The 15894-nt window shown below is 66.8% G+C and carries 15 protein-coding genes; 6 read left to right on the plus strand and 9 right to left on the minus strand.

All coding sequences use genetic code 11. From position 1 onward, the window contains the following. Positions 1-12 precede the first annotated feature (12 nt). Positions 13-975: a 2-hydroxyacid dehydrogenase gene (locus FHS31_RS13360; RefSeq protein WP_167074351.1), complete on the minus strand. Its 963-nt coding sequence runs from the start codon at positions 973-975 to the stop codon at positions 13-15. A 90-nt stretch (positions 976-1065) separates the two neighbouring features. Here FHS31_RS13360 and FHS31_RS13365 point away from each other — a divergent pair, with 90 nt between their 5' ends. Next, positions 1066-1686 carry a trimeric intracellular cation channel family protein gene (locus FHS31_RS13365; protein ID WP_167074353.1) on the plus strand — a complete coding sequence of 207 codons (621 nt, stop codon included), beginning with the start codon at positions 1066-1068 and terminating at the stop codon, positions 1684-1686. Positions 1687-1739: 53 nt separating this feature from the next. Then, the gene (locus FHS31_RS13370; protein WP_243843468.1) at positions 1740-3326 is read left to right on the plus strand and encodes a hypothetical protein; all 1587 of its coding nucleotides are present in this window, start codon (positions 1740-1742) and stop codon (positions 3324-3326) included. A 91-nt stretch (positions 3327-3417) separates the two neighbouring features. On the opposite strand, the gene FHS31_RS13375 is transcribed toward FHS31_RS13370, so the two are convergent. Further along, a complete protein-coding gene (locus FHS31_RS13375; RefSeq protein ID WP_167074355.1) occupies positions 3418-3828 on the minus strand; it encodes a GtrA family protein in 411 nt (136 codons plus the stop codon). Positions 3829-3927: 99 nt separating this feature from the next. On the opposite strand from FHS31_RS13375, the gene FHS31_RS13380 reads away from it, so the two are divergent. Next, positions 3928-5739 carry an AcrB/AcrD/AcrF family protein gene (locus tag FHS31_RS13380; RefSeq protein WP_341786361.1) on the plus strand — a complete coding sequence of 604 codons (1812 nt, stop codon included), beginning with the start codon at positions 3928-3930 and terminating at the stop codon, positions 5737-5739. Positions 5740-5814: 75 nt separating this feature from the next. Here FHS31_RS13380 and FHS31_RS13385 read toward each other — a convergent pair whose 3' ends face one another. The 5 genes from FHS31_RS13385 to argB form a co-directional block, all read right to left on the minus strand. Further along, complete coding sequence (locus FHS31_RS13385) at positions 5815-6447, minus strand: MarC family protein (RefSeq protein ID WP_167074357.1); 633 nt, start codon at positions 6445-6447, stop codon at positions 5815-5817. After that, the gene (locus tag FHS31_RS13390; protein WP_167074359.1) at positions 6447-7025 is read right to left on the minus strand and encodes a hypothetical protein; all 579 of its coding nucleotides are present in this window, start codon (positions 7023-7025) and stop codon (positions 6447-6449) included. The genes FHS31_RS13385 and FHS31_RS13390 overlap by 1 nt, the downstream gene beginning before the upstream one ends. Next, positions 7022-7909 carry a bifunctional methylenetetrahydrofolate dehydrogenase/methenyltetrahydrofolate cyclohydrolase FolD gene (gene folD / locus FHS31_RS13395; protein WP_167074361.1) on the minus strand — a complete coding sequence of 296 codons (888 nt, stop codon included), beginning with the start codon at positions 7907-7909 and terminating at the stop codon, positions 7022-7024. Before folD ends, FHS31_RS13390 begins: the two co-directional genes overlap by 4 nt. Continuing rightward, positions 7909-8208 carry a YggT family protein gene (locus tag FHS31_RS13400; RefSeq protein ID WP_167074363.1) on the minus strand — a complete coding sequence of 100 codons (300 nt, stop codon included), beginning with the start codon at positions 8206-8208 and terminating at the stop codon, positions 7909-7911. Before FHS31_RS13400 ends, folD begins: the two co-directional genes overlap by 1 nt. A 163-nt stretch (positions 8209-8371) precedes the next feature. Next, entirely contained in the window at positions 8372-9241 is an 870-nt protein-coding gene (gene argB / locus FHS31_RS13405; protein WP_167074365.1) for an acetylglutamate kinase, read from the minus strand. 88 nt (positions 9242-9329) lie between these two features. On the opposite strand from argB, the gene FHS31_RS13410 reads away from it, so the two are divergent. Together FHS31_RS13410 and FHS31_RS13415 are read left to right on the plus strand one after the other, a co-directional pair. Further along, the gene (locus tag FHS31_RS13410; protein ID WP_167074367.1) at positions 9330-11276 is read left to right on the plus strand and encodes an OPT family oligopeptide transporter; all 1947 of its coding nucleotides are present in this window, start codon (positions 9330-9332) and stop codon (positions 11274-11276) included. Between the two features lie 346 nt (positions 11277-11622). Further along, a complete protein-coding gene (locus FHS31_RS13415; RefSeq protein WP_167074369.1) occupies positions 11623-11922 on the plus strand; it encodes a hypothetical protein in 300 nt (99 codons plus the stop codon). 259 nt (positions 11923-12181) lie between these two features. Here the strand turns inward: FHS31_RS13415 and FHS31_RS13420 are convergent, their stop codons facing one another. After that, positions 12182-14227, minus strand: a complete 2046-nt coding sequence (locus FHS31_RS13420; RefSeq protein WP_167074371.1) for a S9 family peptidase — start codon at positions 14225-14227, stop codon at positions 12182-12184. Positions 14228-14525: 298 nt separating this feature from the next. Here FHS31_RS13420 and FHS31_RS13425 point away from each other — a divergent pair, with 298 nt between their 5' ends. Then, entirely contained in the window at positions 14526-15065 is a 540-nt protein-coding gene (locus FHS31_RS13425; RefSeq protein WP_167074373.1) for a TIGR02594 family protein, read from the plus strand. A 107-nt stretch (positions 15066-15172) separates the two neighbouring features. Here FHS31_RS13425 and FHS31_RS13430 read toward each other — a convergent pair whose 3' ends face one another. Further along, positions 15173-15874: an RlmE family RNA methyltransferase gene (locus FHS31_RS13430; RefSeq protein WP_167074375.1), complete on the minus strand. Its 702-nt coding sequence runs from the start codon at positions 15872-15874 to the stop codon at positions 15173-15175. Positions 15875-15894 lie beyond the last annotated feature (20 nt).

Consider the following 15894-nt stretch of genomic DNA (forward strand, 5'->3'; position numbering starts at 1 on the left):
TGCAGGGGAGGATCAGCGGTTCAGCAATCGCTCGCTCTCAAACACCGGCGTAATCGGGCGTCCCTCCGCAAACCAGCTCACGAGATTATCGACCACCAGCTGGCCCATCGCCGCGCGCGTCCGCTCGGAGGCCGAACCGACATGGGGCAGCAGCACGACATTCTCCATATCGATCAGCGCCTGCGGCACCTCCGGCTCCTCCTCGAATACGTCGAGACCGGCGGCGAGGATCGTGCCCTGCTGCAGCGCCGCGATCAGCGCGGGCTGATCGACCACGCTGCCCCGCGCGACATTGATCAGCACGCCATCGGCCCCGAGCGCGGCGAGCACATCGGCATTGACGATATGGCGCGTCGCGTCGCCGCCGGGGAGGATCGCGATCAGCACATCGCTGACCTCGGCGAGTGCGACCGGCGTCGGGTAATAATCATAGGGCGTGTCCGGGCGCGGATGGCGTGCGTGGTAGGCGATCGGAACGCCGAACCCTGCGAGCCGCCGCGCGATCGCCTGGCCGATATTGCCGAAACCGAGGAGGCCGATCCGCCGCCCGCGCAAGCTCGGCGAGAGCGGGAAAGCACCGTCGCGCCATAGGCCTGCGCGCACGAAGCGATCGGCCTGGGGCAGGCAGCGCAACGTCGCGAGCAGCAGGCCGATCGTGCAATCGGCGACCTCGTCATCGAGCACGCCGGGCGTGTTGGTGACGATGATGCCGCGATCCGCGGCGGCCCCGGCATCGACATGTTCGTAGCCGACACCGAAGCTGGCGATGATCTCCAGCGCCGGCAGTCTGTCGAGCAGCGCGGGCGCCACCGGGCCGGCGAGCGTACTCGCCGCAAGCCCACGGATACGCGGCGCTATTGCGGAAAGCGCAGCCTCCGTATCCGCATGCTCCCAGAGCTTGTGCAGCGTGAAGCGGGCAGCAAGGCCATCGATCACCAGCGGAGGCATCGGCGCGCACATCAGAATTTCGGTCATGGCAGGGCCAGTACCCCACAGCGTCATTCCCGCGAAGGCGGAATGACGAAGCGCGTGCGGAGCGGGGCCGAACGGGCTAGGCTTCCCGCCATGCACCTGCTTCCGCCCCTCGAACCGATGCTGCGCTGGCTCGATTACGCCGGCATAAGCGTGTTTGCAGCATCGGGCGCGCTGGCGGCGGCGCGGGCGCGGCTGGATATCGTCGGCGCCTGTTTCTTCGCCACCGTCACCGCGATCGGCGGGGGGACGATGCGCGATCTGCTGATCGATGCGCCGGTGTTCTGGATGCGCGATCCGGCGCCGCTGCTGATCTGCCTCGCAGTGGCGGTGGCGGTGTGGCTGCTGCCGCGCCGCTGGTGGCCCGAAGCGGCGCTCGACTGGTGCGATGCCGCGGGTCTCGCGGCCTATGCGACGTATGGCGCGGGCAAGGCACTGCACTATGGCGTGCCGCCGCTGCCGGCCGGCGTGATGGGCGTGGTGACCGCCTGCATGGGCGGTGTGATCCGCGATACCCTGGCGCGCAAGCCTTCGATCCTGTTGCGGCACGAGCTTTACGTGACCTGCGCGATGCTGGCGGCGGGGCTGTTCGTCGGGCTGACATTGCTCGGCCTGCCCGCGCCCTGGCCCGCGCTGATCGGCGCCGCCGGAGGCTTCGGTCTGCGCGCCGCCGCGATCCGCTGGCGGCTGGCCCTGCCGGGCTATCGCTATTGAGCTTGGCCCTGCCCCCTTGCCGGTAGGCCCTCCACCGCCATAAAGCGGGCGCGATGTTTCGCCCCCAGCTTCCCGCCCCGATGCCCCCGCGCGGGTGGTGGAACAGCCGCTGGTATTGCATGGCGCTGGTGATCGTGACGACGATCCCGTTGCTCTATCCCACGATCCCGCCTTTCACCGATCTGCCCGGCCATATGGGCCGCTACGCCGTGGAGCTGGCCGATCCCGCCTCGCCGCTGCGCAGCACTTACTACAATTTCCACTGGCGCTTCCTTGCCAATCTCGGCGTCGATATCGCCATCATCCCGATGGCCAAGCTGTTCGGGCTGGAGCTGGGGCTCAAGCTGATCGTCATCACCATCCCCGCGATGGTGACGTTCGGCATCCTATGGATCGCGCGTGAGGCGCATGGCCGCGTGCCGCCCACCGCTTTGTTCGCGCTGCCGCTGGCCTATGGCTTCCCGCTGATCTGGGGCTTCCTCAATTACAGTTTCGCGATGGCGCTGGCACTCAACGCCTTCGCGCTTTGGCTGCGGCTCGGGCGGATGGGGCTGTACCGCTGGCGCAATATCCTGTTCGTGCCGATCGGCCTGCTGCTCACCGTCGCGCATGTCTTCGGCTGGGCGACGCTCTGCCTGCTCTGCTACGCCGCCGAAGTCGTCCGCGCGCGCGACGATGGCCGCAGCTTCTTCACCAGCCTGTTCTGGGGCGGGATCAAGACGCTGGCGCTGGCGCCGCCCCTGATTCTACTGCTCGTCTGGCGAAGCGGCGATGCCAGCGCCAAATCGCTGACCGGGGATTTCTTCTTCTGGCGCGGCAAATATGTCTACATCATCTCGTCGCTGCGCACGCACTGGATGAATTACGACATCGCGTCGGTCTACATCCTCTGGGGGCTGATCGCCTGCGGACTGGCGGGGATCTGGGTGCGGATGAACCGTACCCTCGGCATCGCCAGCCTGATGCTGATGATCGCTTACTGCCTGCTGCCGCGCATCCTGCTCAACTCCGCTTATGCCGATATGCGGCTGGCGCCTTATGTGCTGATGATCGCGGTGGCGGCGATCACGCTGCGATCGAGCGCGCGGCGCGAGAATGCGATCGTCGCCCTTATCGCCACCGCGCTGTTCGGCGCGCGGCTGGCGATGCTGACCGCCAGCTTCGCCGAGCATGACGATGCCAACCGCGCCCAACTCGTGGCGCTCGATCATGTGAAGCCCGGATCGCGCGTGTTCGTCGAGGTGGCGCTCCAATGCCTCGGCAATTGGGAGACGACGCGGATGGATCATCTGGGATCGATGGCGATCGTGCGGCGCGGCGCCTTCGCCAACGGCCAGTGGGTCGATCCCGGCGCGCAATTGCTCTCGATCAAATATGCCCCGGCCAAAGGCTTTTCCGAGGATCCGACGCAGATCCTGCGCCCCTTCCCCTGCCGCCAGGCGCACGCAAAAGTCTATCCCGGCGGCCTCAACCATTTGCCCCACGACGCCTTCGATTACGTCTGGCTGATCGCCATGGCCCGCGACAAGATGAACAGCTTCCCGGGGCTGACGCCGATCTGGATAGGGGATCGAGGGGGGATATTGTATCGCGTGGAGCATTCCTCCCCGGAACGGGGAGGTGGCAGCCCGCAGGGCTGACGGAGGGGCTATCCTCCGGGTGCAGCGCGGGATTGTGAGCCCCCTCCACCATTCGCTACGCGAACGGTCCCCCTCCCCGTGCCGGGGAGGATCACTTCGCCTCCTTGAACACCCACCATCTGTTCAGCGCGAACAGCAATATCGGCGTCACGCACCAGATCGGCACCTGCACCGTCCAGTGCGGCAGCTTGAGGTGGGTGAGGAGCAGCCAGGTCCAGCCAGCGTTGACGATCATGCTGGGGAAGCTCGCCGCGAAGAAGCGGATCTGCGCGGCGCGGCCGCGATCGCCGTGGCCCTTGAAAGTGACGCGGCTGTGCAGATTGTACCCCAGCGACACCGCCACCAGAAAGCCGAGCAGGTTGCAGATCTGCGGCGACCAGTGCGTGAGGCTGTCCACCGCCACGAACACCGCCGTATAGGTGCCGGTAACGATGCAGCCGTTGATCCCATAGCGGACGAGTTGCCAGAAAAGTTCGCGCCTTTTGGCGGCGGTCTCACGCATGCGACGTCAATGCCTTGCTCTTTGCCTTGGGGTCCGTAGAGGCCCTAGGGTTAAGATCGTGCCCCTGTCGAGCGGGCGCGCAAGCTTTCGGGACCAGCCGTGAACGACGAGAAAAGGCCTCAACCCCCGGCACGCACGCACTGGCGGCTGTGGTTCTGGGCCTTCTTCGCCGCCACCGCGGCCTACATGCTCTGGTACAAATGGGGCGCGATCACCTGGTTCGCGCTCTCCGATACCGATGACAATATGCGCTTCGTCCAGGTCAAATCCTGGCTGGCGGGCCAGGGCTGGTACGATCTGCGCAACCACCGAATGGACCCGCCGGACGGCATCTCGATCCACTGGTCGCGGATCGTCGATCTGCCTATCGCGGGGCTGCTGCTGATCCTCCAGCCGATCCTCGGCGGACCACAGGCCGCGCGCTGGGCCTGTGCGATCGCGCCGATGCTGGCGTTCGGCGCTTCGCTCTATGGGATGATGCTGGCGGCGCGGCGGCTGATCGATCGGTGGGCGTTCTTCCTCGCCTTCGCGGTGATGGTCTGCGCGCAGACATCGATGCTGATGTGGATGCCGCTGCGCATCGATCATCACGGCTGGCAGCTTGCCACGCTGATCTGGGCGGTGACGGGGATCGCCGACCCAAAAAAGGTGCGCGGCGGCATCACCACCGGCATCGCCACCGCGATCAGCCTTTCGATCGGGCTGGAGCTGCTCCCCTATCTCGCGACGATCGGCGCGCTGAGCCTGCTGTGGTGGGTGCTCGACGCCAGCGAGCGAGACCGCATCCGCGCCTATGGCGCCGCGCTCGCGGGCGGCGCGGCGGTGGGCTATGCGGTGTTCGGATCGTTCGACAATGCCGCCCCGCTCTGCGACGCGCTGACGCCGGTCTATCTGTCGACCCTGCTGGAGGCGGGCGGGCTGATGGTGCTGCTCGGATCGCTGCGGATTGAGGGACGTACCTCGCGCGCGGTGCTGATGGCGGCGGCGGCGATCGTGCTGGGCGGTGCCTTCGCAACCACCTGGCCGCAATGCCTCGGCCGCCCCGAACATATCTCGCCCGAGCTCGACAAGCTCTGGTTCAGCCACATCAAGGAGGCCAAGCCGCTCTACGAGCATGGCTGGCGGGTGTGGTTCCCGACCATCGCGCTCTCCGGCGTCGGGCTGGTCGGCGCGTTCGTGACGTGGCGGCGCGAGCAAGGCACAGCCAAGGAGATGCCGTGGCTGGTCGTGACCCTGCTTTCGCTGTTCTCGACCGCGCTGCTGTTGTGGCAGACGCGCGCCGGGCCCGCGAGCCAGGCAATGGGCGTGATCGGCGCCACCGCACTCGGCCAGCCTTTGATGGTCTGGACTTTGGGCTATACGAGCGATCGCAAGGGCGCGCTCGGCCAGATCGAGGCCTCGCTCATCCACATCCTCGGCACGGTTGCGGCTTTCCTGCTCGTCTCCGGCAGCTTCGCGGCGATGATCGTGCGCTCTGTCCCCGAGCATCGCACCGCCTATCGCAAGTCCGTCGATCAGGCGAACCGCCGCTGCCCGACCTTGCCCGCGCTCAAGCCGATCGCCGCGCTGCCGCCCGCGACGATCTTCACCTTCGTCGATCTCGGCCCCCGCCTGATCGCGGTGACGCACCATGATGCCATCGCCGGCCCCTATCACCGCGCCGGCAACGCCATCCTCGATGTCCAGCACGCCTTCCGCGCCGATAATCCCGAGGTGGCGCATGACGTGATGAAGCGGCACGGCGCGAGCCTGTTGCTGCTCTGCCCGGGATTGTCCGAGAGCACCGTCTATCAGAGCGAGAACCCCAAGGGCTTCTACGTCCAGCTCAAGAACGGCAAGGTGCCGGGATGGCTGGCGCCGATGCCGCTGCCGGCCAATTCCCCGTTCAAGCTGTGGAAATTGGTGGGGTAACCCCTTCATCCGTTCGTCCCGAGCGAAGTCGAGGGACGTGTCTCGACTACGCTCGACACCAACGGGATAGGGCGCTTAGCTAAAACTCGCCTTCACCCCGTCGATCACGAACTGCGCCGCAAGCGCCGCCAGCAGCACCCCCAGGATGCGCGTGATCATCGCTTCGATCTTGTCGCCCAGCACGCGCATGATCGGCCCCGCCGCGAGCAGCGCCGCCAGCATCGCCACCAGCACGCTCAGCAGCGCGCCCAGCACCACCCAGAAGGCCGTGCCGTGGCTGCGCGAGGCGGTGAGCATGACCGTGGCGATCGATCCCGGCCCGGCAATCATCGGGATCGCCATCGGGAAGACCGAGACATCCTGCGCCTCGACATGCAGCTCTGCGGCGCGCTTGTTGACCTCCTCGACGCGATGCTCGCGCTTCTCGGTGCGCTTTTCGAACACCATTTCCAGCGCGATCAGGAACAGCATGATGCCGCCCGCCGCACGAAATGCATCGAGACTGATGCCGAGCGTCTTGAGCAAGGGCGTGCCGATGAAGGCGAACAACAGCAGCACGGCCGCCGCGACGGCCGTCGATCGGATCGCCATCGCGCGCCGATATTCCGGGCCGCCGCCGCGCGTCAGACCCGCGAAGATCGGCGCGCAGCCGACCGGATCGATCACCACGAAGAAGGTGACGAAAGCCGAGAGGTAAAGGCCCAGCATCAGCGGAGGACGACGTCCTCATCCTTCATCGCGCCCGGCCCGACATTGGTGAAAACGCGCAGGCGATAGCCTTGTGCCGCCTTGTCCACCCGCCAGCGGAAGCTGTCATCAACCGAACCGCCACCGGCCAGCGCGCCGGGCTCGGCTTCGCCCCAATGCGGCTTGTGGCAGGTGCCGCCCCGCTTGCCCGAAATCAAATCGCCGGCGGCGACGCCGGCTTCATCGGTGCCGCCATCGAACACCCAATGCCAGCCATCGGCTTTGTGCCGCCAGATCGTGTAATAGCGCCCGGTCTTGGTGCCATCGGCGGAACGCCACGGGCCGGTGGAGAGCGCCATCGTGCCGTCGCAGGAGGTGACGGTGCGCATCGGCCACCACATCACCGCGCCCTTGGGATCCGCGCGCCCCGCAAGGAACGGCGCGGCGGGCTGCGGGCCATCGATGATCATGGTGGCATCCGGCGCGGCAAAGGTGCGGAAGGCGGTCCATTGGCCTTGCGTCTGCGCAGCCGAGGCGAAGGCGCGCTCAGCCGTCTCGACCGGCGGGATCGCGGCGGCGGCAAGCCAGGCGAGGATCACAGGCTGCCCTTCTCATAAGCGACACCCGCGTTGCGGTGCGCGGCGAGCAAGGTATTGCGCAGCAGGACGGCGATGGTCATCGGGCCGACCCCGCCCGGCACGGGCGTAATCGCGCCCGCCACGGATAGCGCGCCATCGAAATCGACATCTCCGACCAGCCTGGTGCCCTCGCCATCCGGTACGCGATTGATGCCGACGTCGATCACGGTCGCGCCCGGCTTCAGCCAATCGCCCTTGATCATCTCGGGCCGCCCGACCGCCGCGACGACGATATCCGCCGCGGCCGCCTTGGCGGCGAGATCGCGCGTCCGCGAATGGGCGATCGTCACGGTGCAGCTTTCGGCGAGCAGCAGGGCCGCCATCGGTTTGCCGACGATGTTGGATCGCCCGATCACCACCGCGTCGAGCCCACTAAGATCGCCCAATTCCTCCTTGAGCAGCATCAGGCATCCCAGCGGCGTACAGGGCACGAAGCCTTGCAATCCGCTTGCCAGCCGCCCGGCATTGACCGGGTGGAAGCCATCGACATCCTTGTTCGGATCGATCGCGGCAATCACCGCATTTTCGTTGATGTGGCCGGGCAAGGGCAATTGCACGAGGATGCCGTCCACCGCCGGATCGCCGTTCAACTGGCGGACCAGCGTTAGCAGGTCCCCCTCACTGGTCTTGGCGGCCAAGCGGTGGGTGGAGCTCGCCATGCCGGCGGCCTCGGTCGCCTTGCCCTTGGAGCGGACATAGACGGCGCTCGCGGGATCCTCGCCGACCAGCACCACCGCCAGCCCGGCCTTGCGCCCCGCCGCTCTCTCGAACGCCGCATGCTGCTCGCCGACCCTGGCGCGCAGTGCCGCCGCGCGCGCCTTGCCGTCGATGATCCGCGCGGTCATCAGCCCATTCCGGCGGCAGCCAGCGCGAGCCTCGGCAGCACGATGTTGCGCAGGATGTAGATGATCAGCAGCACCACCATCGGCGAGAAATCGAGCGCGCCGAAATCGGGCATCAGGCGGCGGATCGGGCGATACAGCGGCTCGGTCATCCGGCTGAGCGCGAACAGCAATTGGCGGACGAAATCATTGTGCGTGTTCACCACGTTGAACGCGACCAGCCACGACAGGATCGCCTGGACGACGATGATCCACATGATGACTGAAAGCAGCAGGTCGACGATCTGGAGTAGCGCGATCATGGGGTCATCCGAAATTGAGGCAATGGGCCTTTAGCCGATCGGCGATTAGGAGGCCAACCACCCATAACACCGTTCGTCCCGAGCGAAGTCGAGGGACGTGCCACGAGCGTGAGGTCGAACGTGTCTCGACTTCGCTCGACACGAACGGGGGATGCGCGCGCTGTTAGGCCAGCCGCACCAAAGTCCCCGCACCCTCCTTGGTGAAAATCTCGATCAGCATCGCATGCGGCACGCGGCCATCGAGGATCACCGCCGCGTCGACCCCGCCCTCCACCGCATCGATACAGGTTTCGAGCTTGGGGATCATCCCGCCCGTGATCACGCCCTCCACGCGCAGCTGCGCGATCTCGACGGGGGTGAGATCGGAGAGCAGGTTCTTGTCCTTGTCGAGCACGCCCGCCACGTCCGTCAGCAGGAACAGCCGCTCGGCCCCCGTCGCGATGGCCAGCGCGCCGGCCATCGTATCGGCGTTGATATTATAGGTCTCGCCATCGGGGCCGACGCCGATCGGCGCCACCACCGGGATCATCCCCGCCTTGCTGATCGTATCCAGGATGCGCGTATCGATATCATCGGGCTCGCCGACGAAGCCGAGATCATCCTCGCTCTGCACCTTGCGGACCGTGACCAGCCGCCCGTCCTTGCCCGAGATGCCGACCGCGCGCCCGCCCTCGGCGGCGATCCACGATACGATCTCCTTGTTGATCGCGCCCGACAGCACCATCTCGGCCACCTTCATCGTCGCCTTGTCGGTGACGCGCAGCCCGTTGACGAAGCGGCTCTCTATCCCCTGCGCCTTCAGCGCCGCGCCGATCTGCGGCCCGCCGCCGTGGACGACGATCGGATTGATGCCGACATGCTTCAACAGCACGACATCCTCGGCAAAATCCTCCGCCGCATCGGCATCGCCCATCGCATGCCCGCCATATTTCACCACAAACGTCGCCCCCGCATAGCGCTGCAGATAGGGCAGCGCCTCGGCCAGGGTTTCGGCCTTGAAGAGGAGGGCGGGATCGGGAGCGTGAGACTTCATGCGCGCGCCTTTAGCGATGGGATGACGAGAAGGGAACGGCCAGCGCGCCGGGCTTGCGCCCAGACGCGCAGCCGGGCACCTTCCGGGGATGCAGACCACTCCCGCGCTCCGCGAGCTCACCTTCCGCGGCATTCTTCTCGGCGGCATCATCACGTTGCTGTTCACTGCCGCCAACGTCTATCTCGGCCTCAAGGTCGGCCTCACCTTCGCGACATCGATCCCCGCCGCGGTGATCTCGATGGCGATCCTCAAGCTCTTCAAGGGCGCGACGATCCTCGAGAATAATATCGTGCAGACGGTGGCGAGCGCGGCCGGCACGCTGGCGGCGATCATCTTCGTGCTGCCGGGGCTGGTGATGATCGGCTGGTGGCACGATTTCCCCTATGTCCAGACCGCGATGATCACCGCGACGGGGGGCATCCTCGGCGTGATGTTCTCGGTGCCGCTCAGGCGCGCGCTCGTCGTCGATACCGATCTGCCCTATCCCGAAGGGGTCGCCGCCGCCGAGGTGCTGCAGATCGGCGCCGGATCGCGCGAAGGCGAAGGCGAGGCCAGGAAAGGCCTGCTGGTGCTGATCTGGAACAGCGTCGTTTCCGCCGCCTTTGCGATCTTCACCCAGACCAAGATCATCACCGATACCGCGGCGACCAGTTTCCGCGTCGGCTCCGGCGCGACCAGCATATCGGGCAGCCTTTCGTTCGCCCTGCTCGGCGTCGGTCACCTTGTCGGGCTTTCGGTGGGCGCAGCGATGGGCTTGGGGATGGTGATCGGCTGGTTCGTACTGGTCCCGATCCTGACCGCCGCGCATCCCATGCCCGGCGATCTCGCCGCCTGGGTCACGACCTATTGGAAGGGCGACGTGCGCTTCTTCGGGGCGGGCGTGATCGGCGTCTCGGCGGTGTGGACCTTGGTCAAGATCGCCGGGCCGGTGATCGGCGGCATCCGCTCCGCGCTGGCGGCGAGCGCCGCACGCGGCAAGGGCGAGGCGCTGGCGCTGGAGGAGCGCGATCTGCCGATCGCTTGGGTGGCAGGCGCCGCGCTGCTGACCTTGTTGCCGATCGCCTGGCTGTTGTGGGATGTGCTCAAGGGCGGCGCGCTGGCCGGATCGGCGATCGCGCTGATCGGCGGCGCCTTGATCTTCATCGCCGTGGTCGGCCTGATGATCGCGGCGGTGTGCGGCTATATGGCAGGGCTGATCGGCGCCTCCAACTCGCCCGTCTCCGGGATCGGCATCCTTGCGATCATCGGCTCGTCGCTGATGCTGGTCGGGCTGTTCGGCCAACACCCCGGCGGCGATACGACCAGCGCGTTGATCGCCTACGCGCTGATCGTCACCGGCATCGTGTTCGGCGTGGCGACGATTTCCAACGACAATCTCCAGGATCTGAAGACCGGCCAATTGGTCGGCGCGACGCCGTGGAAGCAGCAGGTCGCGCTGGTGATCGGCGTGGTGTTCGGATCTTTGATCATCCCGCCCGTGCTCAACGTGCTCAACAGCGGCATGGGTTTCGTCGGCGTGCCCGGCGCGGGGCCGAACGCGCTCGCCGCCCCGCAGGCGGGGCTGATCTCGGCGCTGGCCAAGGGCGTGCTCTCGGGCGACGCCAACTGGCGGATGCTGGGCTATGGTGTCGGCGCGGGCGTGGTGCTGATCCTGCTGGACGAGACGCTGGGCAAGCTCAGGCTGCTGCGCCTGCCGCCGCTGGGCGTGGCGCTCGGCATCTATCTGCCGATGGCGGTGATCCTGCCGACCACGATCGGATCGGTGACCGGCTGGTTTTACGATCGCTGGGCGCGCCGCAGCGCCAGCCCCGAGCTGGCCGAGCGCATCGGCACGCTGACCGCGACGGGAATGATCGTCGGCGAGAGCCTGTGGGGGGTCGCCTTCGCGCTGATCGTCTACGTCAGCGGCAGCGATGCGCCGCTGGCGCTGGTCGGCAAGAGCTTCGAGACCCCCGCGCTGATCGGCGGCACGATCCTGTTCCTCGCGCTGGCCTGGGGCTTGTACCGCTATGCGAGGCGGAACGCGGTGGCCTGACGGCGATCCAAGGCGGCATCGAGTGACGGAGGAGCATGGGTGGATGGCATGGTCGTGCCGGGCTTATTCCGGCATCCGCCCATCCTCAAGCTTCGAAGCCTGCGGTGGGATGACCGGAACACATCCGGGGTGGCGGCCAGAAAGGACGTCGATGGCATAGCCGCTGGTGGCGACCTTAGACCGCAGGACATGCTCCGCTTGTCTGCTGCGCCGTAACGCGGTGATCGCTGCCCAGTCTGATTGCGGTTCGTTGCCGCGCGATGTCCGCGTTGCACGATAAGCGACATTCCCGCGTCACGTGGCTTTTCGACAACGGCGCCCTGTTTTCCACAGGAGTGCGTCGCCCATGAAGATGTTCCCCCACCCCCAGCCCGCACCCGAGCTGCCCTTGATCGACAACAGCTTCGCGCCCGAGCTGATGGTCACCGGCGTATCGGGGATGGGCCTGCTGAACGGCGTCGTCGCGGTGACGCTGGAAAGCTTGCGCTGCGATCATTCCAAAACGCCGCCGCCGCTGGAGCGGCTGGTGGTGGCGCGGCTGGCGCTGCCGGTGGCGTCGGCCCAGAATCTCTTGCTCTCGCTACAGCATTTCCTCGGTCAGCACGGCCTCGATCCGCTGCCGCTGGCGCAGGAGACGCGGCAATGAGCGCCGCTCGCATCCGCGGCCGCGGCCGGTCGCACCGATGGCCGGGGTGGGCGGCCTATCGCACGCTGGTGAGGGTGCGGTTTCGGTAAGGCGATCGACACTCAATCCTCCCCTGCAAGGGGAGGTGGCAGCCCCCGGGGCTGACGGAGGGGTGTCACCCTCTCGATAGCAGTATACTCCTCCGACGCGCTGCGCGCGCCACCTCCCCTTGCAGGGGAGGATCGATGATGATCTTGAACGTCGATCCGGCCTTAGGGCCTCACCCCGCCTTGTTGCCCGTCCATTTATCCAGCCACTGGAAGACCTCGCCATACCATTGCAGGCTGTTCTTCGGCTTGAGCACCCAGTGATTCTCGTCCGGGAAGACCAGCAGCTTTGAAGGCACATCGCGGCGCTGGAGCGCGGTGAAGGCGGCGATGCCTTGCGTGTAGGGGATGCGGAAATCGCGTTCGCTGGTGATCACCAGCTGGGGCGTCTTCCACTCGGCCACCTTGTTGACCGGATTCCATTTTTCGAACGCGGCGGCGTCCTCATAATAGGGATGGCCGCCATGCTCCCATTCGTCGAACCAGAGTTCCTCGGTCTCATAGGCCATGGCGCGGGCATCGAAGACGCCGTCGTGCTGGACGATGCACTTGAAGCGATCGGGCCAGGCGCCCTCGATCCAGTTCATCATATAGCCGCCGTAGGACGCGCCGAGCGCGCAGGCGTTGTCCGCATCCAGCCAGGCGAATTGCTCGGTCGCCGCTTTGAGGCCTAGCTTGAGATCGGTCAGCGGCTTGCCACCCCAATCGTTGCTGATCGAATCGGTGAAGGCCTGGCCGTATCCGGTCGACCCGTGGAAATCGACCGAGACCACCGCATAGCCATGCCCGGTCCAGGCGGCAGGGTTCCAGCGGTACGACCAGCTATCCCCGAACGATCCCTGCGGCCCGCCGTGGACGAGGAAGGCGATCGGCGCCTTGGCGCCCGGCGCCAGCGTCCGCGGCTTGGCGACGATGCCCCAGACGGTGGCATTGCCCGCGCCCTTGAAGGTGAAGCGCGACACGGTCGGCCAATCGACGCCCGCCAGCCGGGCGGCGTTGACGTGGGTGAGCTGGGTCGTTCGGCCGTTGGGCTCCCACTTCCAGATGTCGGCGGGCGCGGTGAGGCTGTCGAGCGTGTAGACGAGGCCACCGCCGGGCAGCACCTCGACCCCGCCGGCATGGCCCGGCCCGGTGATGCGGTGCGGCTCGCCAGTGGCAAGATCGATGCGGAAGACGGGGTTGTCGAGCACATCGTTGGCGGTGACGTAAAGCGCCGCCGAATTGGGCGCCCAGGCGATCGATCCGATCGAGCGATCCCAGCGTTCGGTCACGGCGCGCGCCTTGCCGGTGGCGATCTCGCGCACCCACAGAACCAGCCGATCGCTCTCCGCGCCCGGCCGTGCCATCGCGCCCCATGCCAGCCAGCGGCCATCGGGGGAGACGGCGGGCTGGGTATCGGTCGCCTTATTGTCAACGGTGAGATTGACCGGCGGGGCCGATCCATCGGCGGGCGCGGCGAAGATATCGAGATTGGTGGAAAGCGCCTCGATCCGCCCCGCCTCGCGCAGCGCGAAATAGACGGTCTTGCCGTCACGGCTCCAGCTCACCTCTTCAGCACCGCCATAGGGCTTGGAAGGCGTGTCGCCGATCAGCGCGCCTTCGATAGCATGGCCGGGGCCACTCGCTTTGCCGGCGGCGATCGGGATCACGAAGAGTTGCTCGCGCTGATGATCGCTCCACGTATCCCAGTGGCGGATGAAGAGCTGATCGAAGGTGCGGCCCGATCCGGCATCACTGGCCTTGGCAGGCAGCTTGGCATCGAGCGAGGCGGCGCCGACCGGCCGCGCCGCCCATACCACCAGCTTGTCGCCGGTCGGCGCGACCTTGAAGCCATCGAGATCATAATCGCCGGTCACCTGCGTCGGGGTGCCGCCCGCCGGGCCGACCTTCCACACCGCCATTTTACCGCCCGCGCGATCCGAGAGGAAATAGAGCGATCCATCCGGCCCGAACTGCGGGCTGCTTTCCTCGGCTGAGGGCAAGCTGGCATATTTTTCGGGCGCGGCGGCCTTGGCCTTGAGATCGAGCCGCCAGAGATCGTGGCGGCCCTTGTTGGCGGCGAGATCGGTCTCGCGCTGCGACCAGACCATCCAGCGGCCATCGGGCGAGACCACCGGCGCATTGACGCGCGACAGCGAAACCATATCCTGCGGCGTGAACGGGCGCGCGAGGAGCGGAGCGGGGGCGGCGAGCAACGCCGCGATCAGGAGTTTTTTCATGGGGCGGAGGTTAGCGCGGCGGACGGGGAAGTCGAGACACGGCTCCCTCTTCCGCCTTCGCGGGAGAGGGTTGGGGTGAGGGTCTTCTTTCTTTGGACCGCGCCAGAAGAAGACCCTCACCCTCCCACAAATCTCGCTTCGCTCGATTAGCGGGCCCCTCCCTCTCCCGCGAAAGCGGGAGAGGGTGCCAAGCAAATCCCTCAATCTTTGCCCATCGGCACTTTTCGCTGGCCCACAGCGTGCCTTTCTGGTTATAATCGCGCTTGCGAATCGCTTCTTCGATGCAAGGAGTCTCGCCATGTCCCACACCCCCCTCCCCGCCGCTTACGCCTGGCTCGGCCAGATCGCCGCTCCGCCGCGGATGATCGCCGAGGCGCTCGCGCTCTACGGCACCACCGAAGCCCCGAGCCCGGTGGACAATCCCGTGATCCTCGGCTGGGCGAAGGAGATTGGCGCCGGCGCCTATCGCGCGGATGCGATGCCGTGGTGCGGGCTGTTCATGGGTGTTGTCGCCAAGCGCGCGGGCAAGCCGTTGCCTGTGGGCGGACCGCTATGGGCGCTCAACTGGCGGCATTTCGGCACGCCCGCCGATCACCCGGCGCTGGGCGATACTTTGGTTTTCCAGCGGCCGACCGGTGGCCATGTCGGGCTGTACGTCGGCGAGGATGCGGGCGCCTTCCATGTCCTCGGCGGCAATCAGGGCGATCGGGTCTGCATCGTGCGCGTTGGGCGCGCACGGCTCGTCGCGGCACGGCGCCCCGCCTATACCGCGGTGCCCGCCTCGGTTCGCCCGATCATGCTCGCGGCCGGCGGGGCGGGGTCGGCGAACGAAGCGTGAGGGGGCGATTCAGAGGTCTCCGTGCTCCGGCGCGGGCCGGAGCGCTGCGTGGCGGGCGGCGCGCTCGATCCTCCAGCACTCCGGCCTTCGCCGGAGTACGGCTGATCTCATCCGCACTCCTCAACTTCCTCAACTTCGCCCGGCTCTGTGCGGCCCTTGAAGCCCTGCGCGATCACATACCATTCGGACGAATCCTTGCGGCTGGCCGGCGGCTTGGCGTGCTTGACCGTCTGGAACATCCGCTTGAGCAGCGCGACCAAAGTATGATCCGCGCCCCCCGCCAGCACCTTGGCGACATAAGCGCCGCCGGGCCGCAGCACCTGCCCGGCGAAATCCGCCCCCGCCTCGACCAGCGCCATCGTGCGCAGGTGATCGGTCTGCTGATGGCCGACGGTGTTCGCCGCCATATCCGAAAGCACCAGATCGGCGGGGCCTTCCAGCGCCGTCATCAGCGCATCGGGCGCGCCATCGTCCATGAAATCCATCTGCAGGATGGTGACTCCGGAAATCGGATCGACCTCCAGCAGATCGATGCCCACCACCACCGTGGCTTCATTGCGGCGCTTGACGACTTGGGCCCAGCCGCCCGGCGCGATGCCGAGATCGATCACCCGCTTGACGCCCTTCAGCAGCGCGAACCGCTCGTCGAGCTCGATCAGCTTGAACGCGGCGCGGCTGCGATAGCCCTCTGCCTGCGCGCGCTTGACGTAAGGATCGTTGAGCTGGCGTTCCAGCCAGCTGCGCGAGGAGGCGCTGCGCTTCTTCTTGCTGGTGACGCGCTGCTTTCCGGCGATGGGGGCCCGCGTCATCCTGCTCTCGCCCTTTCCAG

Source organism: Sphingomonas vulcanisoli (genome assembly GCF_011761305.1).
GTDB classification, from domain to species: Bacteria; Pseudomonadota; Alphaproteobacteria; order Sphingomonadales; family Sphingomonadaceae; genus Sphingomonas_I; species Sphingomonas_I vulcanisoli.

Bases quoted from the DNA above. Each gene is read 5' to 3' on its own strand.
- FHS31_RS13360 (WP_167074351.1), bottom strand. From the start codon at position 975: ATGACCGAAATTCTGATGTGCGCGCCGATGCCTCCGCTGGTGATCGAT.
- FHS31_RS13365 (WP_167074353.1), top strand. From the start codon at position 1,066: ATGCACCTGCTTCCGCCCCTCGAACCGATGCTGCGCTGGCTCGATTAC.
- FHS31_RS13370 (WP_243843468.1), top strand. From the start codon at position 1,740: ATGTTTCGCCCCCAGCTTCCCGCCCCGATGCCCCCGCGCGGGTGGTGG.
- FHS31_RS13375 (WP_167074355.1), bottom strand. From the start codon at position 3,828: ATGCGTGAGACCGCCGCCAAAAGGCGCGAACTTTTCTGGCAACTCGTC.
- FHS31_RS13385 (WP_167074357.1), bottom strand. From the start codon at position 6,447: ATGCTGGGCCTTTACCTCTCGGCTTTCGTCACCTTCTTCGTGGTGATC.
- folD (WP_167074361.1), bottom strand. From the start codon at position 7,909: ATGACCGCGCGGATCATCGACGGCAAGGCGCGCGCGGCGGCACTGCGC.
- FHS31_RS13400 (WP_167074363.1), bottom strand. From the start codon at position 8,208: ATGATCGCGCTACTCCAGATCGTCGACCTGCTGCTTTCAGTCATCATG.
- argB (WP_167074365.1), bottom strand. From the start codon at position 9,241: ATGAAGTCTCACGCTCCCGATCCCGCCCTCCTCTTCAAGGCCGAAACC.
- FHS31_RS13410 (WP_167074367.1), top strand. From the start codon at position 9,330: ATGCAGACCACTCCCGCGCTCCGCGAGCTCACCTTCCGCGGCATTCTT.
- FHS31_RS13415 (WP_167074369.1), top strand. From the start codon at position 11,623: ATGAAGATGTTCCCCCACCCCCAGCCCGCACCCGAGCTGCCCTTGATC.
- FHS31_RS13420 (WP_167074371.1), bottom strand. From the start codon at position 14,227: ATGAAAAAACTCCTGATCGCGGCGTTGCTCGCCGCCCCCGCTCCGCTC.
- FHS31_RS13425 (WP_167074373.1), top strand. From the start codon at position 14,526: ATGTCCCACACCCCCCTCCCCGCCGCTTACGCCTGGCTCGGCCAGATC.
- FHS31_RS13430 (WP_167074375.1), bottom strand. From the start codon at position 15,874: ATGACGCGGGCCCCCATCGCCGGAAAGCAGCGCGTCACCAGCAAGAAG.